Origin of the sequence: Actinoplanes sp. NPDC051343, assembly GCF_044455125.1 — a bacterium.
Classification (GTDB): Bacteria; Actinomycetota; Actinomycetes; order Mycobacteriales; family Micromonosporaceae; genus Actinoplanes.
Window position 1 is genome coordinate 1 of the sequence record NZ_JBITEL010000029.1, and the last position, 23,067, is coordinate 23,067.

A 23,067-nucleotide genomic window follows, 5' to 3' on the forward strand; every position below is an offset into this window, starting at 1 on the left:
CGCCGGCGTCCTCGACCTTCTCCATCACCAGAGGCGCCAGCCCACCGAACACCGTCCCAACAAGATCATCACAGGCACACCGGCATCACTATCCATTATGGACACAAGCGCGTTGCGCTACCACCGAAAGAGCGCCAGAGCCGTTAGCGAGATAGTCCCGACGCGTTGAGGCTCTGACCGAGGTGGGCCCGCCTTCGACCTGGACATCGCTCAAGCCGACCGGGCGTTGATCTGTTGGACGACACCGCGTGAATAGTCGTGCGCCTCGAAAGCGGTTAGGCGACAGTAAGCATGTGCGCAGACGACGCAATGTCATCGGCACGAGCGGACGTCCGACCCGCAAGCAGGACGTACGGAGCGTGACGATCGCGCGGGGGTGTAGCTGCGGGTCGCGGCGAAGTGTTCGGCCCCGGTGAGGGTGCGCATGCAGCCGGAGACCTTGATCCGTAGTTTCGGCATGCGGATGGTCTGCTCGGCGGCGTTGTTGTCGAATGGCACCTGTGGATCGGTGACGAACCTCAGGTAGTCGTCGCGGCGGTTTTGTAGGCGGAGGAACAAGGCGCGGTGTTTGCGTTGCAGTTTGCCTGAGCGTGCGGCGGTTGCTTGGGCACCGAGGACGACGGCTGAGCGTAGTAGGTGCTGTTGTTCGCCGATGGTTACCGGGTCGGGTTCACGGCCTTCGCCGCGTGCGGCGGTGACGAGGTGCCATAGTCCGGTGAGGGCGTTGATCGCTTGAGCAGCGAGGTCGGCGACCTCGCCGGTGGCGGTGTCGGTGACGTAGACCAGTTCGCGCAACACATGTGCGTTGCACAGGGCGTGGGTGACGTCGGTGTAGGTGTCGTACGGGGCCCAAGCGTCGTGCACGGCGATCCCGGCGAAAGCCGGCAGGACACCGGCGGCGTCCATCGCGGCGGTGCCGCGTTTGGGGCGTGCGCTCAGCAGCACGTCCGTGGCCGTGGAAGCGGAGTGCAGCCAGGCCAGCCGGCTGTTGGTACGCATGCCGGTCTCGTCGAAGTGGACCACCGCAGCGGCGGCGATGCGGTCGCGGATGACCGGCAAGACCTGCTCGATGATGCCCAGGGCGCTGCGTTTGAACCAGCAGGCCACCGTGGCCGGAGCGACCGGGACACCGAACACCTCGTGCAGGGCGTCGGCGGTACGGCCCACGGACAGAAACTGCCCGAGGCGCTGACCCAGCGCGAGGTCGATGTGCTGCGGCTGATCGGCGCGGGGCTGTCCAACGCCGAGATCGCCATCCAGTTGCAGGTCAGCGAGTCGACCGTGAAGACCACGTCAACCACGTGTTCGCCAAGATCGAAGCGCGGGACCGGGCGCAGGCGGTCACCTACGCCTTCGGCAACGGCATCACGATCTGATCCGAGGTCTATCCGACCGCGTACGTCCGCACGTAGTCGAACCGGGCCGTGGCACCGGTGCCGCCCATCGCGACCAGGCCGATCTTGAGTGCGGCCGGACGGGCCAAAGTCCAGGCGCCGCCCCAGTCCCAGGTCACGCCGTCGCGGCTGGACGCCATCCGGGCGACGCCGTCCCGGTAGAGCAGACGCAGCCACAGCGTCGACGGGGCCGGGCCGCCGAACATCGGGCCGGAGGTGACCGCCCCGTTCGACGCTCTGGTGTCCTCCTTGGTGAACTCGGTCTGCTGCAGGAAGGTATTGGCGAAGCCGGACAGCGGCAGCACCGAGTGGGCCAGCTTCACGAACCGGTCGTCGTTGTCGTAGAGCACGAGACCGGCCTGTTGGTTACCGCGTACACCGTCGAACTGGACCTTGGTCTCGACCATGAACGGACCCGGCGGCGCGGCCCGCAGCAGGACCCCGGCGTTGTTGCTGCCGAGCGCGATGTCGCCGGCCTCGGTCGGCCAGACCAGGTTGCCGCCGGTGACCGTCGCGGCGGCATCCGGGCGCACCCAGGTCCATGCGGCGGTGGTGCCGCCGAACTCGTCGGTGTACGCCGGGAGAAGGGTCCCCACTTGCGGGTTCGCCACCCTCTGGGTGACCGGGGTGTAGAGCGGCGCGGCACCGAGGTTGTCGGCGTCGCCGGCGCCGGAGCGGGAGACCGCGCCGATCTTGCCGCCGGTGAAGGTCGCGGGCAGGTTCAGAGTCACCGTGGCGGTGTCCTCGAGCAGGCGGTCGGCCGAGACCGAGACGGTCAGCGCCGTGCCCCGCCGGGACAGGACGAGGGTGTGCCAGGACTGGTAGTTGAAGTTCGCCGGCAGGGCCGCGGCGCCGGCGACCGGGCCGTCGACGACGAGGCGATGCGAGACGCTGTCCAACCAGGCGGTCACGCCGCCGTACGCGAGGCCGGTCGCCGCGCCGCGGACATCGCCCTCAAGTCGGATATCTCCGGTCACTGAAGCGCTGCTCAGCTCGTTGCCGGCGGTCGATGTCGTAATCCGGCCGTCCGCCAAACTCCAAGATCCAGTGAAACCGGCGGCCGAAGTGTTGAAGTCGCTGCCGACGGTCCACGTGGTGACCGGCGCGGTCTGGGCGGTGGCAGACGGTCCGGCCCCGGCCCGCACGACCGGCCAGCCGCCGATCCAGTCCAGCCGGTCGATCATCAGCGGGCGGCGGGTCAGGTTCAGGGTGACCCCGTTCGCGCCGGTGACCGGCGGGAAGTCCGGGTTCGCCTGCGGGATCGCGTGGTAGACGAGCCAGTCCTGGCCGGACAGGTCGGTCGCGATCGCATTGTGGCCCGGGCCCACCCAGCCGTGGCCGGTGCCCGCCAGCACGATGCCGTCCTTGCTGGTCAGGTCGGTCAGCGCGACCCCGGTCGGGGTGCGGAACGGGCCGAGCGGCGAGGTGGCCCGGCCGACCTTGACCGTGTAGCCGCTGAACGCGCCGTCGCAGCAACCGGCGTCGGAGTAGAAGAGGTAGTAGTAGCCGGCCCGGTGGACGACGAAGCCGCCCTCCATCCGCCGGCCGTGCCCGACCTGGGTGACCGCGCCGGTCAGTGCCGTCCCGTCGGTGTTCATCCGGGACACGCAGATCGTGTCGTAGCTGCCCCAGTAGAGGTACGAGCCGTCGGTGTCGGTGAACATCGCCTGGTCGATGGTGCCGCTCGGGCACCCGCTGGCGGGCGGCACGATCTCGCCCCGGTCGGTCCACGGTCCGGCCGGGTTCGGGCTGGTCACCAGCCCGATGCCGCCGCCGGAGAGGGCGTACGTCAGGTGGTAGCCGTTGTTGAAATAGCGGATGTCCGGCGCCCAGGTCCGGGTGCCGGCCGGCCACCAGGACGGCTGCGCGGTCAGCGCGAAGACGTCGCCGGCGTAGGTCCAGTGCACCAGGTCGGTCGAGGACATCATCGGCAGGACGTGCTCGCCGGTCTCGCCGCGACTGTTGAAGATCGGGTTCGTGGTGCCGTAGGCGTACCACTTCCCGTCCTTCGCCTTGATCGTCGTCGGGTCGGGGAAGGTATCGACGGTCCCCGCGCTGACCGGATTGGTGTAGGTCGCGGGCGCTGCTTCGGCCGGCCTGGGTGCAGGGAAAGCGGCCAGTACCAACACAAAAGCCCATAGAGAGGTACGCGTACGAGCCATCCGTGGCTCCTTAAGAGCTAGAGAGCGACAGTACGGAACCCGGTGTTGCCCGTGGACGAGTCGGGCATGTTCGACGACCGGGCGGCATTGCGATAGCGGTTGCAATACGAGTCGTGACACAGGTAGGACCCGCCGCGGATCACGCGGGCGGCACCCAGACTCGGCCCCGCCGGGTCATCGACCGGGGACGTCGCGTAATAGCCGGGCGAGAACCAGTCGGCACACCATTCCCAAACATTGCCGACCGGTTGGTACAGGCCGTATCCGTTGGGCGCGAAGGACTTCGCCGGTGCGGTGGTGAGCCAGCCGTCCGCAAGGGTGTTCTCGGTGGGAAAGGTGCCCTGCCAGATGTTGCAGGCCCAGTCGGCCGGCAGATCGTCGCCCCACGGATAGCGCAGTGCCGCCGCACCGCCGCGGGCGGCGCATTCCCATTCCGCCTCGGTTGGCAGCCGGCGCTCGGCCCAGGTGCAGTAGGCCCGGGCATCGTTCCAGCTGACGTGCACGACCGGGTGGTCGTCGAGGGCGGTCGAGGACGGGCCGTCCGGGTGCGCCCAGTCGGCGCCGGAAACGCCGAGCCACCACGGGGTTCCGCCCATCCGGCCGACGATTTCGGTGCCCTCGGCGACGGCCAGGTGAAAGACGGCCGACCAGCCGAAGGATTCGGCCTCGGTGCGGTAACCGGTGCTTTCCACGAACGCCCGGAAATCGGCGACGGTCACGGTGGTGGCGTCGATGGCGAAGGCATTCAGACGTACAGGATGGACCGGTTGCTCGCCGTCCGGGCGTACGCCGTCGCCGTGGTTGTCGCCCATCGCGAAGGTCTGGCCCGGGACCGTGGCCTGCGGAACTCGATGCCGGCCGGTGGTCTTGACCTGGATGAGCCCGGCGGTCTCGATCTGGATGAGCCCGGACGGCCGATCGGCGGAGGGAGTGCAGCAGTGGTTCATGCGTGCACCGGCTTGGGCTGGCTGGGATGCGGCTTGTCGCCGAGCCGGGCCTGCTCCTGCCACATCGCGGTTTTCAGGCCCTCGCGGATGGTCGCGTAGGCCGGTTCCTCGTAGACGTTGCGAAGTTCGGCCGGGTCGGCTTCGAGGTCGTAGAGTTCCCACTCCGGCGGATAGGTCCAGGTGCCGCAGCCGGGCAGGCCGAGCCCGTCGTTGTAGAAGTAGATGAGCTTGTAGCGGTCGGTGCGGTAGCCGTAATGCGCGGGCGCCTTGTGGAAGACGTCATCGTGCTCCCAGTAGCGGTAGTAGACGCCGTCCCGCTTTTCGGCCGGCTCATCGCGCAGAAGCCTCCAGAAGCTGTGGCCCTGCATCCGCGGGTGCGGTGCCACGCCAGCCGCCTCGAGAATCGTCTGTGCCCAATCCACATTGGTCACCATCTCGGTCACCACGCCCGGCTCGACCGCCCTCGGATAACTGAGCACGAGCGGCATCCGCAGCGACTCCTCGTACATGAAGCGCTTGTCGAACCAGCCGTGGTCACCGAGGAAGAAGCCCTGATCCGACGCGTACATCAGCATGGTGTCGTCGAATTCGCCGCGGGACTTCAGGAAGTCGGTGACCCGGCCGACGTTGTCGTCGACCGAGGCGACGCAGCGCAGATAGTCCTGCATGAAGCGCCGGTATTTCCAGAGCGCCTCCTCGTCGTAGCTCAGGTCGGCCGGCGGCGCGACCTTGAGGTCCTGGAGGGTGAGGTGCTCGGCGATCCGCATCGCCGCGCGGCGGGCCGACGACGTGCGGGTGGCGTAGTCGTCGTCGAAGGTCGGCGGCAGCGGGATCGGCTCGGTGTAGAGATGCTGGTGGGCGGGCGACGGGAGCCACGGCCGGTGCGGCGCCTTGTGGTAGATCAGCACGCACCACGGGTCGCCCCCTTCGAGGGAGGAGATCCAGTTCAAGGCCAGGTCGGTGATGATGTCGGTGGCGTAGCCGGGGATCGTCCGCAGGCCGGTCGGGTCGAGAAACTGCGGATCGAGGTACTCGCCCTGCTCGATCAGCACGTCCCAGTAGTCGAAGTTCTGCGGATCATGCCCGTCGCCGTCGCCCATGTGCCACTTGCCGATCATGGCGGTCCGGTAGCCGGCCGCGCGCAGGGCGCTCACGAAGGTCGGCTGGTTCGCGTCGATCGGGGTGACCAGCGTGGTCACGCCGTTCACGTGGCTGTAGGTGCCGGTCAGGATGCTGGCTCGGGACGGCGAGCACAGCGAGTTGGTGGCGAAGCAGTTGTCGAACCGCCGGCCGAGCCGCGCGATCTCGTCGATCCGCGGGGTCGTGTTGACCACCGAGCCGTACGCGCCGACGGCGTGCGCGGCGTGATCGTCGGTGAGGATCATCGCGATGTTCGGCCTTTTCGAGCTCACTTGTAGGAGTCCTCGTCGAGCCCGCTCAGCGTCGGGTCGTAGGCCACGTCGCCGACGTCGTACATCGAGGTCATCCAGTGGTAGAACCGGTCGTCCCGCTCGACCAGCAACTGGTAGAGCCGGCGCATCATCCGGCTGCGGACCGGCTCCATCTCCGGGTGGCGGTAGACGTTGAGCAACTCGTCCGGGTCGATCTCGAGGTCGTACAGCTCGTTGGTCGAGTCGGGGTTGACCACCAGCTTGTAGCGGTCTTCCCGGAGCATCCGCTGCGGGTACGGGAAGTGGTGCCCGTGAAACTCGCCCAGGATGTCCGGCTGCCACCGGGGGTGCTCGCCCTTGACCAGCGGGACCAGGCTGCGCGAATCAACCGTCTTGTCGGGGCTATCGGCGTCGGCCAGCGAAAGGATCGTCGCCGTGCAGTCGAGCAGGCTGACGAATTCGTCGCGGACCTGCGGCTCGGCGCCCGGAATGCGGATGATTCCGGGGGTGCGGTAAATATCCTCGTACATCGCCGGACCCTTGTCGTGCAGCCGGTGCGACCCGGTGAACTCGCCGTGGTCGCAGGTGAAGAAGACCGTCGTCTCGTCGCACAGCCCGAGCTCGTCCATCGCGGCCAGGATCCGGCCGATCTGCTCGTCGATCAGCGTCACGTAACCCCAGTAGACCGCGATCAGCTTGCGGGTGACCTCGATCGGCATGGTGTCGAACGTCCAGTGCGCGCTGTAGTTTCGCTGCACCGGCGGCTTGCCCTCGAACGTCTCCGAGATCGACTTGGGTAGCGGCACGGTCGCCGGGTCGACCATGTCGAAGTACTCGTCCGGCACGATGTACGGCAGGTGCGGCCCGAAGAAGTGGGTGGCCAGGTAGAACGGCTTACCGTCCGGGTCGGCCGCGTACCGGCGCAGCATCTCGATCGTCCGGGTCGCCATGTAGTACTCGAAGGTCGCCTCCACCGGCTGCTGGAGGCGGGCAGCGAGGAGGTTTCCGGGGCCGCCGTTGGGCAGCGTGCCCCGGATCCGATCGGTGATCTCGTACGCCGGAAGGCCGTTCTCCTTGAGGTAGGCCTGGTAGTCCTCATGGTCGACCGGGTTGTGCCAGCCCGTCAGGTGGGGACCGTCGAAGCCGTAGTCGGCCGGGGACTTGATCGTCCCGGCGTGCCACTTGCCGATCAGGCCCACGTTGTAGCCCTGCTCGCGCAGCGCGACCGGGAAGGTGAACGTGCCGTCCGGCAGATCCTCCTGATAGCCGACGTTCCGCTCGTGGTTGGCGAGCACCTTGTGCCGGAACGGGGCCTGGCCGGTGAGCAGGCTGGCCCGGGCCGGCGTGCAGATCGCGGTCGGGGTGTACCACCGATCGAATCGGGTGCCGGTCGCCGCGAGTTCGTCCAGATGGGGCGTACGGGCCTGGGTGTTGCCGTACGCCCCGAGCGTGTCGACCCGGTGCTGGTCGGTCATCAGGAAGAGGAAGTTCACTTCGAAGCTGCTCCGGTGAAGACGTTGCCCAGGTAGTACGTCGACGGGTCGGTGTTCGCCTTGATCTTTCCGGCGTCGAGGAAGTACTGGCCCAGGGCGGTCAGCCACTTGTTGAAGGTGCCGTCGGTCGTGTAGCCGTCGGCGGTCTTGGTGTCGAGCATCGTGCTGTTGGCGGCGTCCGCCTTCACCGCGTCGAGCGGCTGCTTGGTGAGGCTGGCGACCAGTTGCGCGGTCTCATCGGGATGCGCGGCCCGGTAGTCCATCGCCTCGCGCAGCACCTGCACGACCTTGGTGGTCTCGTCGGTGTCGGCCCCGGTCTTGTTGCTGGCGATGAACGCGGTCGGGAAGGAGGCGGTGTCGCTGAAGTCGTCGTCCTTGGCCAGTTCGACCAGGTTCGGCTTCTTCGCCTTGATCGTGTTGATCAGCGGGTACCAGATGCCGGCCGCGTCGATCTGGCCCGAGTCGAACGCGGTGACGATCGTCGGGGCGTCCATCGGCACCCGCTGGATGTCCTTGGCGGTGAGGCCGGCCTTCTTCAGCGCCAGGGTGAGGATCATGTCGCCGGAGGTGCCCTCGGGCACGCCGATCTTCTTGCCCTTGAGCTGGGACAGGTCGGTGATGCCGGGCTGCGCGATGACCCGGTCGGCGTTGCCGAGCGAGTTCATCGCGATGATCTTCGCGTTGCCGGCCGCACCCTCCCAGATCGCTCCGGGACCGATGTAGCCGAAGTCGAGGTCGCCGGCGTTCATGGCGGTGACCTGCAGCGGGCCGGTGGTGAAGACCTTGGTGCTGGCCTCGATGCCGTGCTTGGCCCAGAGCTTCTGGTCGTCGGCGATGGCGATCAGGCTGCTGCCGTTGTAGTCGCCGATGTAGCCGAAGGTGACCTTGGTCGTGCCACCGGCCGAGCTGGACTTGTCATCGGATGATCCACAAGCCGACAACAGAAGAAGGGACGCGGCGGCGGCCGCCGCGAGAAGGCGTTTCATGCAGTTGGCTCCTGGTGATAGACGGCGCTCCACACACGATTGCGCAGCGCCGTGAAGGCGGGACTGAGCCGGACTTCTTCGGTACGGGGGTAGGGCAGGTCGACGTCGATGGTCTCGACGATGCGACCGGGCCGGGCCGCCATGACGACGACCCGGTTGGCGAGGAAAACGGCCTCATCGACGTCGTGGGTGATGAAGACGACGGTGCGCTTCTCCTGGCTCCAGGTCCGCAACAGCTGTTCCTGCAGGCGGACCCGGGTGAGCGCGTCGACCGCGCCGAACGGCTCGTCCATCAGCAGGATCGACGGATTGACCGCGTACGCCCGGGCGATCGCGACCCGCTGCTTCATCCCGCCGGAGAGCGTCTTGGGCAGCGCGTCGGCGAACTGCTCGAGCCCCACCAGCTCGATGAAGTGGTCGGCGATCTTCTTTCGCTCGGCCCGGGCGACACCGGCGGTGCGCAGGCCGAACTCAACGTTCTTGCGGACAGTGAGCCAGGGAAAGAGGGCGTACTGCTGAAAGATGACGCCGCGATCAGGGCCCGGACGATCGATGGTCTTGTCGTTGACCAGGGCCTGGCCGCCGGACGGGGTCTCCAGCCCGGCGAGGATGTTCATCAGCGTGGTCTTGCCGCAGCCGGACGGGCCGACGATGGTGACGAACTCGTTGTCCTGCACCCGCAGCGAGACGTCACCGAGCGCGACGAAGTCGGCGCCCTTCAGCGGGAACACCTTGCGGACGTTGTCGACGGTGATCATCGGCGCTCCTGCCAGCTGGTGAGACGCCGTTCGGCGAGGAGGAGGACCCGGTCCATCAGCAGGCCGAGCACGCCGATGGCGATCACGCCGACGAAGATGGTCGGCAGGTCGTAGTAGAGCTCGGCGTTCTGCATCCGGAAGCCGAGGCCCTGCTGGGCGGCGATCAGCTCGGCCGCGACCAGGGTGGCCCACGACGAGCCGAGCCCGACCCGCATGCCGACCAGGATGAACGGCGACGAGGCGGGCACCACGACCCGGGCGAAGATGGTGTGGTCCTTGGCGCCGAGCACCCGGGCCGCGTTGATCAGCGTCTTCTCCACGCCGACCACGCCCTGGAAGGTGGCGATCACGCAGGCCAGGAACGAGGCCAGGAAGATGACGAAGATCTTCGGGGTCTCGCCGATGCCCATCAGCACGATCGCCAGCGGGATGATCGCCAGTGGCGGGATGGTGCGGAAGAACTGCACCCACGGCTCGAGCAGTCCCCGGGCGATGCTGTACCAGCCCATCAGGAAGCCGATCGGGATCGCGAGCACGACGCCGAGCACGAACCCGGTCAGCACCCGGGCGAGGCTGGCCCCGATGTCGGCCTCCAGCGTGCCGTCGGCGAACAGTTCCCAGCCGCGCTTGACCACCGCCGGCGGCGTCGGGAAGTCGAAGCCCGCCTTGGACAGGCCCCACCACACCCCGATGCCGAGGACCACCGAGATCAAATTCAACGCCAGCCGGGGTACGCCGCGACGACTGCGCTGCGGCGGCGGCGGGTTGGGCGTGGGCACCTCGGTGTCCACCTGAACCACGGTCATGCGGCACTCCCTGTGACAATCGGTGTGGTCGGTGCGGCCGGGGCCGTGGCGCCGGGGTAGTCGTCGAGCAGTGGGGACTGCCGGAAGCAGGCGGCGATCGCACCGCGGGCACCGTCGTCGTCGCCGAGCCGGGCCGCCCGGATCACCGGGCCGTCGCCCCCGCCGGAGACCAGTTCGGCCGCGATCACCGCGCCGGCCCGGGCCACGATGACGGGGGCCGCGTGCGCCAGCGGGCCGCCGATCACGACGTATTCCGGGTTGAGGATCAGCGCGGCGTCGGCCAGCACCCGGCCGACCGCGTCGCCGACCCGTTCCATCGCCGCGTACATCCGCGGTTCGTCCCGGCGGGCGGCCAGCTCGTCGAGATCGCGTACGCCCGCGGCAGCCAACGCCGGCGCGACCGCCGCGACCGTCTCCAGGCAGCCCCGCTTGCCGCAGCGGCAGACGCCGCCGGCCGGGTCGACCTTGACGTGGCCGAACTCCCCGGCCACCCCGCCGGCCCCGGCCACCAGCCGGCCGCCGACCACCAGGCCGCCGCCGATCCCGTCGGCGAGCCGGACGTAGAGCAGGTCGCGGGCGTCGGTGGTGCCGGCCTCGGCGAGCGCGGCGAACCGGGTGTTGTTGTCGACGATCACCGGCGCGGAGAACCGGGCGGCGAAGGCGGCGAGCACATCGGCGCGGGATGCGCCGGCCGGATAGGGCCCGGCCACGCCGACGCCGATGCCCTGCAGCGCGGCCAGGATGACGCCCTGCTCGCGGGCTACCCGGTCGACCAGGTCGACGCCGGCCGCGAGCCGCTGCGGCCAGCCGGCGTCCGCCGCATACCCGGCCACCCCGTTCGCGATGATCTCGTGGGTGGCGTCGGCGACCGCGACCCGGACCCGGTTGTGGCCGAGGTCGACGCCGAGGAACTGGCCGGAGCGCGGATCGAGGGCGAGCAGCTCGGCCGGGCGGCCGCTGCCGGCCCGGTCGCCGGCGTCGGTGGTGACCACGACGATGGCGCCGCGGGCCAGCAGATCGCCGGTTATTTCGGAGAGAGTCGTCCGGGACAGGCCCGAGCGGGCCGCGATCTGGGCCCGGCTCAGCCCACCGCGCTCGCGCAGGATCGCCAGGACGCGCTCCTCATGAGCGCGCCTGACCAGCGCATGTACGCCTCCGGAAACCGACACTTCGCCACCGTAGGCGTGCCTCAATTTTTCCGTCAACAGTCCGACAGAATTATCTCTCCTAAACCGGTAGGAAAACTTCCTCCGTAACGACGGTGTAACCGTTGGTTCTGACCCTTCACATCCAGGGACTGGTTGTCCCTGAATCAACTCGGCCTTCATCCGGCCGCCCCGGCACGCCATTCTGGATTTGCAGCCAACTTTCGAAGGGAGAATGGCATGGTGGATCGCGCTCAGCTCGCCGACTTCCTCCGCACCCGGCGCCAAGCGCTGCAGCCGGAGGGCGTCGGACTGCCCCGCGGCCCGACGCGCTGGTCTGGCTCGCGCGTACGGCTCGGGCCTTCGGCGTACCGCTGCGCGCCGCAGAGGTCGTCCGCGGCGCCGGCCGAGACCGGCCGGCCCGTGCGGGCGAAACCAGTCCAGTAATCGATCAGCCGGCCGGCCAGTCGCCGCTGCTCGTCGGTGCAGTAGTCGCTGCTGATCGGCTTGCGGCCGGCGACCTCGAAGAGATCAGGCAGCTCCGACGCGTGCGACGCGCCGGCGGCGAAATCGGCCGGCAGGTCGGCGAACGGCTGGGCGTGCTCGTCGGCGAACTCGTAGGTGTAGGTCGGAACGTATCGCGACAGCGCGTTCTCGCTGTCGATCTGCTCGCAGGCCCAGATCGAGTCGGTGAACGCCGCCGACCAGGCCAGCGCGCCGTCGCCGCCGTAACGGGACACCGGGTAGCGGGCGAGCACGGCCGGAGCGGCGTTGCCGTAGGCCCGCCGGATCAGCCCCGGGTACTGCTGGGCACTGATGTGCGACCCAGCGGCGGCGAAGATACCGGCGACCAGCCGGTGCTCATCGCTGGTGTGCCCGGACAGCACTGGCATCCGGTGGAAGCGGCCGAGCCGCAGCGCGGCGTCCGAAGCCAGCGGCAGCAGGGCGGTCCGGCTCGCGGCCGCGGCGAAGGCCGCGAACTGGCTGTCGAGCGCCGTCGTGGGCAGCAGCCGGAGGCAGTCGAGCTCCGCGGTGTCATCCTCGCGGCGACAGTCCAGCGCCGCGGCGGCTTTGCTTCCGCTCTGCTCGACCTGGGCCAGCGGCTTGACGAACGAGCCGGCCGGCGCGCCCAGCACCAGCGAGCTTGGCGGCCAGTGCATGCCGCAGGGACCGCTCTGGAGGATGGCCCGCTGGAAGAGCCCGGCCGACGACGGCGAGGTGAGCTGGGCGCAGGTGCCGATCGAGCCACCGGACTGGCCGAACAGGGTCACGTTGTGCGGGTCGCCGCCGAACGCGCCCACGTTGTCCCGCACCCAGCGCAGCGCGGACTGCTGGTCATGCAGTCCGAACGTGCCCGAGCCGGCCAGCCCGGGGTGGCCGAAGAAGCCGTAGATGCCCAGCCGGAAGTCGACACTGACCACGATGACACCCCCTGCGCGGCATCCTGGAAGGGTCGTAGTCGCTGCCGGCCCCTTCAGTGAAGCCGCCGCCGCGCAGCCACACCATACCGGCGAACCGCTTGTCTTGATATCGATGATTCTCTATTCTGCCCGAAAGCCAGGAAAGCGCTTACCTAGGGTTCGTCCACCCATGTGTAGCGCTCCCGACAACGAGGTGAGGCAAGTGATGAAGAGACCAATCGCGCTCCGATGGGTCGCCGCCGGAGCTACCACAGCAGCCGTCGCCGCGATCACGCTGTTGCTGCCCACGTCGTACGCTTCGGCGGCCGACAACCTGAGCCTCAGCGGCGGCGCCGACGGCTCCAGCAAGGCCAGCGGCACCAGCTACGGCAACGTCAAAGACGGCAGCACCAGCACCTACTGGTCGCCGGCCGGCACCACCGGCTACGTCTCCGTCAAATGGAGCAGCGCCATGACGGTGTCCACCGCTGTCATCCGGCAGGCCTCCGGCGGCGGCTCGATCAGCGCCTGGCGACTGCTCAATGCCGACAACGGCGCCGTCCTGGCCAGCGGCAGTGGCAGCCCGAGCACCATCTCGTTCTCCTCGGCGTCGCTGAAGAAGCTCACGTTCGACATCACGGGCGCGTCCAGCGCGCCCCGGATAGCCGAGTTCGAGACCTACGCCGGCGGCGGCTCGACCCCGACCACCAGCCCGACCGGAGGCCCCACCACTACCCCGCCCAGCAACCCCGGCACGCCAACCGGCGCGTGGCCGACCTCGGCCGGTTCGGTGTCGGTCTCCGGCACGATCTCCGTATCCGGGACCTTCGACGGTGGCATGAAGACCTACTGCTGCATCGGTGACGGCTCGCAGAGCGAATCGCAGGACCCGATGTTCGAGATCGCCAACGGCGGCACCCTGCAGAACGTCATCCTCGGTTCCCCCGCCGGTGACGGCGTGCACTGCCTGGGCACCTGCACCATCAGGAACGTCTGGTGGAACGATATCGGCGAAGACGCCGCGACCTTCCTGCAGACCAACGGCGGCACCAGCTACGTCATCGGCGGCGGCGCGAAGTCGGGCAGTGACAAGACGTTCCAGCACAACGGCAACGGAACCGTCAACATCTCCGGCTTCTACCTCAAAGGCGCCGGCAAGCTCTACCGCGCCTGCGGCAACTGCACCAGTTCCTACCAACGCAACGTCGTGGTCGACAACGTGCTGCTGAGCGACGTCGACTACGTCGCCGGCATCAACACGAACTGGGGTGACACCGCCACCATCACCCGCACGACCGTCGACTCCGGCACCGTGGTCTGCGGCATGTACAAGGGAGTCGCCAAGGGCAGCGAGCCGACCTACCTCGGCGAAGGCTGGAACACCAGCAACTGCAAAGTAAACAAGAGCGACATCATCTACAAATGAGCCGTCAGGCGGCAGCACGGAAGGCGTACGTGCTCGCGCCGGGCGTGAACTCGGCGTAGCCGCCGGACATGCCGGCGAAGGTTGTACCCGGCGCGGCGTGACGCTGCGCCGTTCCTTCGCCGGTACCGCGATGGTCGCGGTGGCCCGGTAGGCACGCCGACCTGCGTTGGGCGATGAACCGCAACCTTCTGGAGCAAGGTCGGCGACTTCTTCTCGGATGTCGGGGCCGATCTGGAGAACGCGGGCGCCCATGTGATCAACGGCGCCGCGTCGCTCGGCAATGCCGCGGTCCATCACCCGGGCGATGTGGCCCTGGCTGCCGCGGGCGCCGGCTTGATGATCGTCGGCGCGGGCGGTGACGCGGGCGGGCTGGTTCTCGACGCGACCGGCATCGGTGCCGTGGTCGGCGTCCCGGTCAACGTCGTTTCCACCGCGGCCGTTGTCTCCGGCGGGACTATGGCGGTCGGTGGTCTGGGCGATCTGATGATGCACGCGTCGAGCGACGACCAGACCTCGCCGGCGAGCACCGACCACACCGGGAGCACCGCCGCGCGGGATGTACACGGTGTCGACCGCACCGGCATGCGGGACGTCGACGAGCAGCATGTGTGGGACAACGGCGACATGTACATCCAGGACGACGGCTGCGTCGTCAAGGTCCTCGACAACGGCAACGGCACCTACGATGTCGTGGTGCGCGACATGAACAACCCCAGCAGGAAGCCGGTGACCTCGATCAAGAACGCCACCCAGAACTATCTGAACAACAAGATCGACAGCGGGAAATGGGAATGAGCCCCGAGCAACGGGAGTGGACCGGCCCGGTCACGACGCGTCTGCGCTGCTGCGTCTGCGGTGACGACACCGAGGGCGCCGACGACTACGTCGTGCTGGCCCTGACCGCGGCGCCGAGCGACGCGATCCAATATCTGGGTGCCCACGCCGGTCACCTCAATGGCGCTCTCGCCGCGGGTTTTCACCTCGACGGCTACCCCGAGGACGATCGGTGAGCGCGGAGTGGACCGGCCCGGTGCCCGAACGCATCCGGTGCTGCATCTGCGGTGACGACACTGCCGACGCCGACGACTACGTCGTGATCGGCGTGATCACCGAACGGAGCACCGGGGAGATTCAATATCTCGGTGCCCATGCCGCCCACCTGGAAGGCGCGATGGCCCGCGGCTTCACCGTCGAGGTCACTCTGATGTGAGCGCCGTCGACCGGCGGCGTATCACGGCACGCATGCCAGTTCCCTGGTCGCCATCGCCGTGTGAGCAACTCTGGTGTGGAGCTCCGGACACGTTAACCCCACCAAAGTCATTCACGTTCACGGGATAATTTGGTGGGAGTTCTTCGTTGCCCGCCGCGGCTGCGGGATCGGCAGCAGGAACTGACCGCTGGGTTGTTCCGTCGGGGTCGGCTCGGATTCTGGTTCCGCGCATCCGGTGTCGAGGGTGATGGCCACCGGTGTGCACACGATCGTGATACCCCGCTCGCGCAGCTGACGGGCGAGCTCGGTCACGGTGATGCTGGCAGCATCAGAGTCGATCAGACGGGCCAGTTGGATCGTGGCCTGCTCAATCAGCCGGTCCTGCCGCACGAACAGCGTCTTCGGATGCTCGAGGTGGACGGCGCTCGCGCTCGTGTGACCGTGCCGGCCTCGGTACCGAGCCCGGCCGTGCGCCCAGTGGCCTTCTGCTCGCCGGCCACAGAGTCCGCAGATCACCAGACCGGCGAGCTGGTAGCGGTCGGGGTTCGCGTCGTCCGGGATCGGGAGCGCGCTGATCTGTTGGGCCCGCAGGAACGTGTCCTCGCTGACCAGTGCCGGATGCGCGCCGGGCGGGGAGATCACCCACTGATCCCGCGGGTTCCAGCCCCGGGTCGGCTTGCACCCGGCCGGCTGCTCTTGTCCCCCGGCCGCAGCTCGTGATGATCGATGCTTTGGCGCCGCCACACCTGCCCGTCGTTCTGCCCACGTCGGGTAGGACGCGAATTCCGGCCGAGCCCGATGTCACCGTCCAGAGTTACCGAGATACCACCAAGGCTTGACGACATGTCCCGGAGGACGCTTTGCCGGCCGGCGGCTGTCTCTGTACTGGTCTGCCAGCCGGACAGGAATGCGGCGTCTCGGCGCGCCTCCTGACGCGCTGGCCGTCCGTATTTCGCGCGGCCGCTCGAGCCTTGCGGGCAGGAAGGACACCCGCCTCCCCGTTGACTCGCTGGTTCTCAGGACAGACGGGTAGCCGGGACCAGGCTTACGAGCAACATCTCGATGCGGGCGCGGAAACCATCCCGGATCGGGCGGACGGCCTCGACGCCCTTGCCGGCTGGGTCGTCGAGCTACCCGTCCTCGTAGCGTTTCCGGGAAAGACCGGGCAGGCGTCGCCGCAGCCCATCGTGATGATGACGTCGAAGTCCTGCGCGGTTTCGTACTCCAGGCGGTTCGGCGTCTGGTCGGTGATGTCGATGCCGACTTCGCGCATGGCTTCGACGGCAGCCGGGTTGATCTCGTCGACGGGCTCAGAGCCGGCCGAGTGCACCTCGACCCGGTCACCTGCGAGATGGCGAGCCAGCCGACGGCCATGTGGGAACGGCCGGCCATGCGGCGCTGAAACGGCGGCTACCCGACATCGTCTGACGACAGATGCTCGACGACGCGACAGTAGCGATGACGGGACCGGGAGGACTGGATCATGGACCTGCATATCCTCAGAGAGTGCCGGGTGGCGTCCCCTGTCGTGAGGTTCTCCCCGAGCGATGGCCGCCGCCCGGCACCCTGGCGATTGCGAGTGATGGCTCAACGCGCGTTGTCTACGGCAGATGAGTTCACCGCACCCCGTCGTGGACGCACAGCCAACGGTGAGGCACGCCCGCGGCAGCCATCTGAACGCATGACCGGCAGGGCCATATACCGGCTGTCCAGCCCGGTGACCTCGGCGGCGATGAGCTTCCTGGTCAGAAGGGGGGTGCGTCCTCACCCATCAACGCCAGTACCACGCCGCCCTTTCCACTCTTGAGGCTTTGGACCACGACCTTGCCGGTGCTGCCGTCGGGCAGCTCTAACGTAAAGGTCTTCCCGACCGCGTTCTTAGGGCCATTGCCAGCGCTGTTGGCGGGACGGAAGTCGCCGGCCCACGGCGCGGCACCGCCCTTGCGAGCAGGCTCGGCGAAGAGCGCGGCGGTGCCGGGGGTCCTGGTGCCGTCCGAGGAGAGAAGCACTGAGGCACTGCGATAGGTAGCCATATACGGCAAGACTATCCCGGACTGCGCTGGTTCGCGTTACGACACTGCGCCGTAACGCGTACAGCCAAGGGCAGCGACCCCGATCTGCTCCCACCGCCGGGGCCGATCGTGCGTCGGCCGCGACCCCAGCTGGACCCCGATCGCCGAGCCTGCAGCGTCAGCGGCCGACAGGCCGCCAGCTCGCCGGCGTCTCACCACCGGGTCCGCACTTGCCGACACCAGGCACCTCCGCAGCTTGTCGGCCGGCACGATGGCGGCAAGGTAGTGCGTTTCGGTGCTGTTGGTGTGAACCGACTCCGTACCGCCGCATTGTTCGTGCTAATTGGCAGCTCATCGGTGACTGAGCGGCGCGTGAAGGGGCGTCAGTACCCGCTGGGCGTGAGAGGCTGCGGCCAGGCGACGAGCGCGAAACGCAGCGATCCGTCACCCACCTCCACGACAGGTTCACCGCCGGTCTGTTCACGCAAGTAATCCGCGACGCTTCTGGTCAAGGGCGGTACCGAGCGTCGGCGTACGGGCGGCGAGTCGTGACCGGGGTAGCGAGGCGCGTCCAACTCCCTACCGAATCTGACCGCTTCGGCGAAAACGACCACCGCGAAGCGTCGTTGGTCGTACCCGTCCTCCGTGGAATGCGCGCCGGTGACCGTCAGCCGCACGACAGCATCGCCGTCATCCATTCCCCATGGGAGCGTCAGCTCCAGCGTCTGGCGAAAGGTCGGAACAATATTGCGGTCGACCTCACGCTGCATCGCGGCCCGGCACAACTGCAACATGTCCATGAGAGATGCGTGAGAGAGGATGTGCCACGTCCTGTCGACCATCACGACATGCTACCGACCCGGACATCACTCCTGGCCGCCGACGGCATCCGGTCATCGGCCGACTCGAAATAGGCATTGAGTAGGCAGGCGGCAGCGCCGGGGCGTAGCCCTGGCGGGGTTTTGGGCCGGCCGTAGGCCGCTATCCGTTCAGTGGGGCACCAGCTGGGACGGCCGGCGGCTGTACGTGGCGAGCTGGCAGGCCAAGCCGGGTACGTTGTTCGCGCTGGACCCGACGACCGGCCACATCCTGTGGAGCAACCCGAACCCGTCCGACGGCTGCACCACGGGCGGGGCGGCCGCCTTCCCGCAGTGCAACCTGTCCCTGGCGGCCGCCGTCACCACGTCGCCCGGGCTGGTGTACGAGGGCAGCATCGACGGCAAGATGCGCATCTACAACAGCAGCACCGGCGGGATCCTGTGGCAGTACGACACGATCCGGCAGTACACGGGCGTCAACGGCCTGACCGCGTCCGGCGGCTCCATCCCCGGCGTCGGCGGAGCGGTCGTCTCGCACGGTCAGCTCTACGTGCAGTCCGGCTTCACGTCATCGTGGGGCATCCCCGGCCACGTCCTGCTGTGCTTCGGTCTCTGACGTATCGCTTGTAGACCGCCGGTTCGGGGCGGACCTATACTTTGCAGACTTTGACGAACTTCGTTGTCCAATAGTAGCGGGGGCCCTTTCGGACATGCGTCGACTTCTTTGCAATGTGACAACGACGGCGAGGCGTCACCTGCGATCATCGATCGAGTTGGTCGCGTGACAACGCCAGACACATCTCAGGATCTCGACGTCTACACCACTTGTCCGACCTCAGCCGGCAACACGTCCGGCACGGATTACCTGAAGGCCGTCGTGGATGTCGCTCGCTGGACCGAGGAGCACAGTTGCCGGGGCGCGCTGGTGTACACCGACCCATCACTGATGGACCCCTGGGCGGTGGCGCAGGCCACCATTGCGGGCACCTCCGCGTTCGTGCCGATGGTCGCCGTGCAGCCGTTCTACCATCACCCGTTCGTCGTGGCGAACACCATCGCCTCGCTGGCCACGATGTACGGACGGCAGTTGGATGTCAACTTCGTATCCGGAGGGTTCCAGAGGCATCTCACCAGCCTCGGTGACACGCTCGATCACGATCAGCGGTACGAACGGCTGCGCGAGTACGCCGATGTCGTGCGAAGACTCGTCAGCCAGGCCTCCACCACACACAACGGCCGGCATTACCAGTTGGCGAGATCCCGGACGAATGTCCGTGTCGCGACGCAGTTGGTGCCGCGGTACTACGTGTCGGGTTCGTCGCCGGCCAGTGCCGCCGTGGCCGATGCACTCGAGGTCGTGCAACTTTCGTACCCTACTCCGCCGGAGGAGTTCGTTGGGCGGCCGGCGGCGCAGCGAGGGCGTCGCGGTACCGGGGTGCGACTGGGTATCATCGCGCGAGACTCCGCCGAAGAAGCCTGGCGTGACGCGAATGACCGCTTCCCCGACGACGATCTCGGCCGGCAGCTTCACAATATCGTCCAGAAAACGGTCTCCTCGGTCTGGCATCGCGATTTGTCCACGCGCGCAGACCAACAGCTTACGTACGCCGACAACTACTGGCTGAGACCGTTCCGCACGTACAAGACCTTCTGCCCCTACCTCGTCGGAAGCCACAGCGATGTGGCGTTCCTACTGAGCTCCTATCTGGATGATGGTGTTCGGACCATCGTCCTGGACATCCCCGCTTCCTCTGATGATCTTGGGGAGGCGATGGTGGCAATCGAGAGGGCCACAGCGATGGCGTCGGTGAAGATCCAGGTGGCGTCCGATGATCGAACGTACTGAGCAGGATGCGGCTGTCCGGGTTACGTGTCGCTTCGACGACGGCCCCGGCGGCCCCACGGGTCGCGCACCTTTCCTTCCCCGCGAAGTGTCTTGAGCCAGGCGCGCGCGGTCTGTGGTGTGACGTCGTAGTGCTCGGCCACCTTCGTCGCGCTGCCGAGCCTCCAGTACACGACAGCGAGGTCGGCGGGCAGCCCCGTCGGTCCTGACCCGGCGCCGGGGACAGCGCTTGAGCGGCGGCGGCCGGGGGCGCCTCCGGCAGTGGCCGGCAGTGGCTCCGGCTTCGGGTGCAAACCGTCGACTGTCGGAGCCGTCGCATCGTCGGTTCCGTCGTCCGGCGGCTCCTGAGGTGGCACAGCCAGGTTGAAATCACCACGGGAGAGCGCAGCTGCGGCACGCGTCAGCGCGGCGAAATCGAGCTCAGCGAGCGCGGTCGGCAGCGCCGTGCTTTCCGGGCTGATCCGCAACGACAGTTCCGTCGCCACCGCCCGGTCTCGCGTGACCGAGACGCGGGCCGTGAAGCCGGCTTCGGTGCAGCCTTCCGGAGTGACGGTGAGCGTGAAGACCCGCGGTTCCTTCGGGCTCCCGACGCCCTCTGTCATGACCGGGAGTTCCCCGACGCTTTACGCAACCGGCCCACCCAGCCCTGTGCAGTGTGGCGGGGAACCCCGTAGCGCGCCGCCACACCGGTCACGGTGCCGACCTCGTCGAAGACGGCCTGCAGCTCGGCCGGCTCGGGCATCTGACGGTACGGCCGATCGCTCTTGGCGGCCTTCTTGCCCGACCGAGCGCCGGACACGGTACGCGTGGCGTCCGGCTCCGCCGGAGGCGCCGACGCCGCAGGCGTGGCCGGTGGCGTCGCTACCGAATCCGGAGCCGGCTGCGCACCGGCGATCAGGGCGCGGATCACACCATTGAGATCGATGCCCAGCAGGCTCGGCCCCGACAGCCCGTCGGCGCCGCTCGCGGTAATGGTGACCTCGACGATCCGGGGCGAGGGTGTGGTATCCACCCGGATGACCGCCTGCCCTCGGCCCGGGGCGTCGCTCTCGGGTGTGATGACAACACGATATGCGGTCATGTGCTTTTCCCTGCCATCTCTCCGCGCGACTCGGAGCCAGTGTCGGTTCGCTGTCCTGAACCGACGAATTACCAAAAAATACTACACACACGCTGAGCTTTGCGTTGACGTCCGCATGGTGATCAGTCCTCTGTCACCGACTCCTCGACGTCCAGCCCGTGTCGACCCCGTCGTCTCTGTTGGCTTGGTCGACCGCGACGACGTCGGCGACGACCCCTGTCTTCGACTGGGATGGTGGTTGGCGGCGCCGCCGTTGATTGCGGTCAGAACCATCAGTGGCACCCTGTTCGCCGCCAGCGACCTGCACATGTCCTGTCCGGACACCACCGGCTCGCCGACTCCTGCAACCCGAGCCCGAAGACAGAGCCTCGAGTCACCGGCGAGCCGACAGCGAAGCCGGTCCTGCGGCCAGGTCGGCGAAAGCGCGACATCCGACGCGATAGTTTTCGGCGCCCGACGACGGTATAAACTGACCCCTCCGAGCTACAAGACCATCACGCGCCGAGGACGAGCGGACGGCGCCGGCCGCGCGATCACCCGAGCAGCATGATGAGTCTCCACGCGTCCGAGGCAGCAGGGGGAACTTTGACAGGCGCCACGACGCGCTGGGGAATTCTTTCCACCGGTGGTATCGCGAACGCGTTCGCCGAAGACCTCGCTCTGGTGCCCCGTGCCGAGCTGGCAGCCGTCGGATCCCGGCGAGTGCGGACCGCGAAGGCGTTCGCCGCCAAGCACGGCATTCCCCGAGCCTACGGCTCGTGGGCCGAGCTCGCTGCCGACCCGGACGTCGACGTCATATATGTGGCGACCCCGCATTCAGCTCATCTTCCGGCGACGCGCCTGTGTTTGAACGCCGGGAAGCCGGTGCTGTGCGAGAAGCCGCTGACGCTCGACCGGCCGAGCTCGGCCGAGCTGGTGGCGCTCGCCCGCGAGCGACGGGTCTTCCTCATGGAAGCTATGTGGACCCGGACCCTTCCGGCGTTCCGCCGGATGCGCGAGACGATCGACGCCGGAGTCATCGGTGAGGTGACCGCGCTCCACGCCGATTTCGGCATCGCCGGCCCGTTCCCGCCCCAGCACCGGGTTCGCGCACCAGGGCTGGGTGGCGGCGCCTTGCTCGATCTCGGCGTCTACTGCGTCACGCTCGCGCACGCGCTGCTGGGCATGCCTCAGCGCATTCAAGCTCTGGCCACTCTCACTCCGGAAGGTGTCGACGAGAACACCGCGATCCAGCTCGCCTACAACAGCGGCGCCGTCGCCACGATGCACTGCGGCATCGTCAACGACGGGCCGGTCTCGGCGACGATCGTCGGCACTCGCGGCCACATCGTGGTTCCCCGGGACTTCTATCGAATGGACGGCTTCACGGTGGTGTCCGGCGGCCGGTCCGAGCAGGTCGAGGCGCCCCGACGTGGCAACGGCCTCGGACACGAGGCCGAGCACGTCATGGCCTGCCTGGCCGCCGGCCGGGGCGAGAGCGATCTGGTGCCGCTCGACACCACACTCGAGGTGATGGGGATACTCGACGAGATCCGCGCCCAGATCGGCGTTGTCTATTCCGATAAGGATGTCTGATGACCTTCGACCTTCCCGCCCTACCGTTCCCGATCACGCCGTCCCATCCCGATGTCTGGCGGTCCGAAGGGGACGGTCGCGTCGTGGCCAAGGCACCGGGGCACACGGACTTCTACGTGAATCCCGGCGGTGAGGATTCCGCGGATGCCGAGTCGATGCTCAACGCGGCCACGCTGCTGGGCGTACCGCCGGCGGGTGACTTCCAGCTGAGCGCCCGGATCACCGTCGACTTCCGGGCCCAGTACGACGCCGGTGTCCTGCTGCTCTGGATCGACGAGCGGCACTGGGCAAAGTTTTGTTTCGAGTACTCCCCGGCGGCCGAACCGATGGTGGTCTCGGTCGTCACGCGCGAGGTCTCCGATGATGCCAACGCCTTCACCGTGCCGGGCAACTCGGTCCGGCTGCGGGTGTCCCGCATCAACAGCGTTTATGCCTACCACGCCTCGACGGACGGGACGGCGTGGCGTCTGATCCGGGTCTTCACCCTGGGCGACGACCTGTCGGGCCACCGCATCGGGTTCGAGGCACAATCGCCGACCGGCGACGGATGCACGGTGACGTTCGACGAGATCGGCTTCGTCCGCCGAAGCCTCGCCGAGCTGCGCGACGGGTCCTGACCC

At 67.9% G+C, this 23,067-nt stretch carries 24 protein-coding genes and 1 pseudogene; 9 read left to right on the forward strand and 16 right to left on the reverse strand.

Going from position 1 to position 23,067, the window contains the following annotated elements; all coding sequences use genetic code 11:
* Positions 1-312: 312 nt before the first annotated feature.
* Entirely contained in the window at positions 313-1,167 is an 855-nt protein-coding gene (gene tnpC / locus ACIA5C_RS47220; RefSeq protein ID WP_396067685.1) for an IS66 family transposase, read from the reverse strand.
* A 42-nt stretch (positions 1,168-1,209) separates the two neighbouring features.
* Between tnpC and ACIA5C_RS47225 the strand changes: the two genes are divergently transcribed.
* Positions 1,210-1,464 carry a LuxR C-terminal-related transcriptional regulator gene (locus ACIA5C_RS47225; protein ID WP_396067769.1) on the forward strand — a complete coding sequence of 85 codons (255 nt, stop codon included), beginning with the start codon at positions 1,210-1,212 and terminating at the stop codon, positions 1,462-1,464.
* Here ACIA5C_RS47225 and ACIA5C_RS47230 read toward each other — a convergent pair.
* The 9 genes from ACIA5C_RS47230 to ACIA5C_RS47270 all read right to left on the reverse strand — a co-directional run bounded on the left by ACIA5C_RS47230 (position 1,385) and on the right by ACIA5C_RS47270 (position 12,620).
* A complete protein-coding gene (locus ACIA5C_RS47230; RefSeq protein WP_396067687.1) occupies positions 1,385-3,556 on the reverse strand; it encodes a family 43 glycosylhydrolase in 2,172 nt (723 codons plus the stop codon). The genes ACIA5C_RS47225 and ACIA5C_RS47230 overlap by 80 nt on opposite strands.
* A gap of 17 nt (positions 3,557-3,573) precedes the next feature.
* Positions 3,574-4,503, reverse strand: a complete 930-nt coding sequence (locus ACIA5C_RS47235; RefSeq protein WP_396067689.1) for a formylglycine-generating enzyme family protein — start codon at positions 4,501-4,503, stop codon at positions 3,574-3,576.
* A complete protein-coding gene (locus ACIA5C_RS47240) occupies positions 4,500-5,915 on the reverse strand; it encodes a sulfatase (protein ID WP_396067691.1) in 1,416 nt (471 codons plus the stop codon). The genes ACIA5C_RS47235 and ACIA5C_RS47240 overlap by 4 nt, the downstream gene beginning before the upstream one ends.
* On the reverse strand, positions 5,912-7,387 hold the full coding sequence (locus ACIA5C_RS47245; protein ID WP_396067693.1) for a sulfatase-like hydrolase/transferase: 1,476 nt from the start codon (positions 7,385-7,387) through the stop codon (positions 5,912-5,914). Before ACIA5C_RS47245 ends, ACIA5C_RS47240 begins: the two co-directional genes overlap by 4 nt.
* Entirely contained in the window at positions 7,384-8,373 is a 990-nt protein-coding gene (locus ACIA5C_RS47250; protein WP_396067695.1) for an aliphatic sulfonate ABC transporter substrate-binding protein, read from the reverse strand. The genes ACIA5C_RS47245 and ACIA5C_RS47250 overlap by 4 nt, the downstream gene beginning before the upstream one ends.
* On the reverse strand, positions 8,370-9,131 hold the full coding sequence (locus ACIA5C_RS47255; RefSeq protein ID WP_396067697.1) for an ABC transporter ATP-binding protein: 762 nt from the start codon (positions 9,129-9,131) through the stop codon (positions 8,370-8,372). The genes ACIA5C_RS47250 and ACIA5C_RS47255 overlap by 4 nt, the downstream gene beginning before the upstream one ends.
* Positions 9,128-9,937, reverse strand: a complete 810-nt coding sequence (locus ACIA5C_RS47260; RefSeq protein ID WP_396067699.1) for an ABC transporter permease — start codon at positions 9,935-9,937, stop codon at positions 9,128-9,130. Before ACIA5C_RS47260 ends, ACIA5C_RS47255 begins: the two co-directional genes overlap by 4 nt.
* Positions 9,934-11,106 carry an ROK family protein gene (locus ACIA5C_RS47265; protein WP_396067701.1) on the reverse strand — a complete coding sequence of 391 codons (1,173 nt, stop codon included), beginning with the start codon at positions 11,104-11,106 and terminating at the stop codon, positions 9,934-9,936. The genes ACIA5C_RS47260 and ACIA5C_RS47265 overlap by 4 nt, the downstream gene beginning before the upstream one ends.
* A 230-nt stretch (positions 11,107-11,336) precedes the next feature.
* Complete coding sequence (locus ACIA5C_RS47270; protein ID WP_396067771.1) at positions 11,337-12,620, reverse strand: carboxylesterase family protein; 1,284 nt, start codon at positions 12,618-12,620, stop codon at positions 11,337-11,339.
* An 88-nt stretch (positions 12,621-12,708) separates the two neighbouring features.
* Here ACIA5C_RS47270 and ACIA5C_RS47275 point away from each other — a divergent pair, with 88 nt between their 5' ends.
* From ACIA5C_RS47275 to ACIA5C_RS47290, 4 genes are all read left to right on the forward strand, one after another.
* Positions 12,709-13,908 (forward strand): pectate lyase, encoded by a 1,200-nt coding sequence (locus tag ACIA5C_RS47275; RefSeq protein WP_396067773.1) that lies wholly within the window; start codon positions 12,709-12,711, stop codon positions 13,906-13,908.
* Positions 13,909-14,160: 252 nt separating this feature from the next.
* Positions 14,161-14,703 carry a hypothetical protein gene (locus tag ACIA5C_RS47280; protein WP_396067703.1) on the forward strand — a complete coding sequence of 181 codons (543 nt, stop codon included), beginning with the start codon at positions 14,161-14,163 and terminating at the stop codon, positions 14,701-14,703.
* Complete coding sequence (locus ACIA5C_RS47285; RefSeq protein ID WP_396067705.1) at positions 14,700-14,918, forward strand: hypothetical protein; 219 nt, start codon at positions 14,700-14,702, stop codon at positions 14,916-14,918. Before ACIA5C_RS47280 ends, ACIA5C_RS47285 begins: the two co-directional genes overlap by 4 nt.
* Positions 14,915-15,118 carry a hypothetical protein gene (locus ACIA5C_RS47290; protein WP_396067707.1) on the forward strand — a complete coding sequence of 68 codons (204 nt, stop codon included), beginning with the start codon at positions 14,915-14,917 and terminating at the stop codon, positions 15,116-15,118. The genes ACIA5C_RS47285 and ACIA5C_RS47290 overlap by 4 nt, the downstream gene beginning before the upstream one ends.
* Positions 15,119-15,235: 117 nt before the next feature.
* Here the strand turns inward: ACIA5C_RS47290 and ACIA5C_RS47295 are convergent, their stop codons facing one another.
* The 4 genes and pseudogenes from ACIA5C_RS47295 to ACIA5C_RS47310 form a co-directional block, all read right to left on the reverse strand.
* The gene (locus ACIA5C_RS47295; RefSeq protein WP_396067709.1) at positions 15,236-15,760 is read right to left on the reverse strand and encodes a zinc ribbon domain-containing protein; all 525 of its coding nucleotides are present in this window, start codon (positions 15,758-15,760) and stop codon (positions 15,236-15,238) included.
* A 374-nt stretch (positions 15,761-16,134) separates the two neighbouring features.
* Positions 16,135-16,510, reverse strand: a pseudogene (locus ACIA5C_RS47300) (arsenate reductase ArsC).
* Positions 16,511-16,863: 353 nt separating this feature from the next.
* Positions 16,864-17,151 (reverse strand): hypothetical protein, encoded by a 288-nt coding sequence (locus tag ACIA5C_RS47305; RefSeq protein ID WP_396067711.1) that lies wholly within the window; start codon positions 17,149-17,151, stop codon positions 16,864-16,866.
* A 362-nt stretch (positions 17,152-17,513) separates the two neighbouring features.
* Positions 17,514-17,972, reverse strand: coding sequence for a hypothetical protein (locus ACIA5C_RS47310; protein WP_396067713.1), 459 nt, complete (start codon positions 17,970-17,972; stop codon positions 17,514-17,516).
* Between the two features lie 109 nt (positions 17,973-18,081).
* Here ACIA5C_RS47310 and ACIA5C_RS47315 point away from each other — a divergent pair, with 109 nt between their 5' ends.
* Entirely contained in the window at positions 18,082-18,564 is a 483-nt protein-coding gene (locus ACIA5C_RS47315; protein ID WP_396067775.1) for a PQQ-binding-like beta-propeller repeat protein, read from the forward strand.
* A gap of 165 nt (positions 18,565-18,729) precedes the next feature.
* On the forward strand, positions 18,730-19,794 hold the full coding sequence (locus ACIA5C_RS47320) for an LLM class flavin-dependent oxidoreductase (protein ID WP_396067715.1): 1,065 nt from the start codon (positions 18,730-18,732) through the stop codon (positions 19,792-19,794).
* A 20-nt stretch (positions 19,795-19,814) separates the two neighbouring features.
* On the opposite strand, the gene ACIA5C_RS47325 is transcribed toward ACIA5C_RS47320, so the two are convergent.
* Both ACIA5C_RS47325 and ACIA5C_RS47330 read right to left on the reverse strand, forming a co-directional pair.
* The gene (locus ACIA5C_RS47325; RefSeq protein ID WP_396067717.1) at positions 19,815-20,276 is read right to left on the reverse strand and encodes a helix-turn-helix domain-containing protein; all 462 of its coding nucleotides are present in this window, start codon (positions 20,274-20,276) and stop codon (positions 19,815-19,817) included.
* 113 nt (positions 20,277-20,389) lie between these two features.
* Complete coding sequence (locus ACIA5C_RS47330; protein ID WP_396067719.1) at positions 20,390-20,872, reverse strand: hypothetical protein; 483 nt, start codon at positions 20,870-20,872, stop codon at positions 20,390-20,392.
* 585 nt (positions 20,873-21,457) lie between these two features.
* On the opposite strand from ACIA5C_RS47330, the gene ACIA5C_RS47335 reads away from it, so the two are divergent.
* Together ACIA5C_RS47335 and ACIA5C_RS47340 are read left to right on the forward strand one after the other, a co-directional pair.
* On the forward strand, positions 21,458-22,447 hold the full coding sequence (locus tag ACIA5C_RS47335) for a Gfo/Idh/MocA family protein (RefSeq protein ID WP_396067721.1): 990 nt from the start codon (positions 21,458-21,460) through the stop codon (positions 22,445-22,447).
* Positions 22,447-23,064 carry a DUF1349 domain-containing protein gene (locus tag ACIA5C_RS47340; protein ID WP_396067723.1) on the forward strand — a complete coding sequence of 206 codons (618 nt, stop codon included), beginning with the start codon at positions 22,447-22,449 and terminating at the stop codon, positions 23,062-23,064. Before ACIA5C_RS47335 ends, ACIA5C_RS47340 begins: the two co-directional genes overlap by 1 nt.
* Positions 23,065-23,067 lie beyond the last annotated feature (3 nt).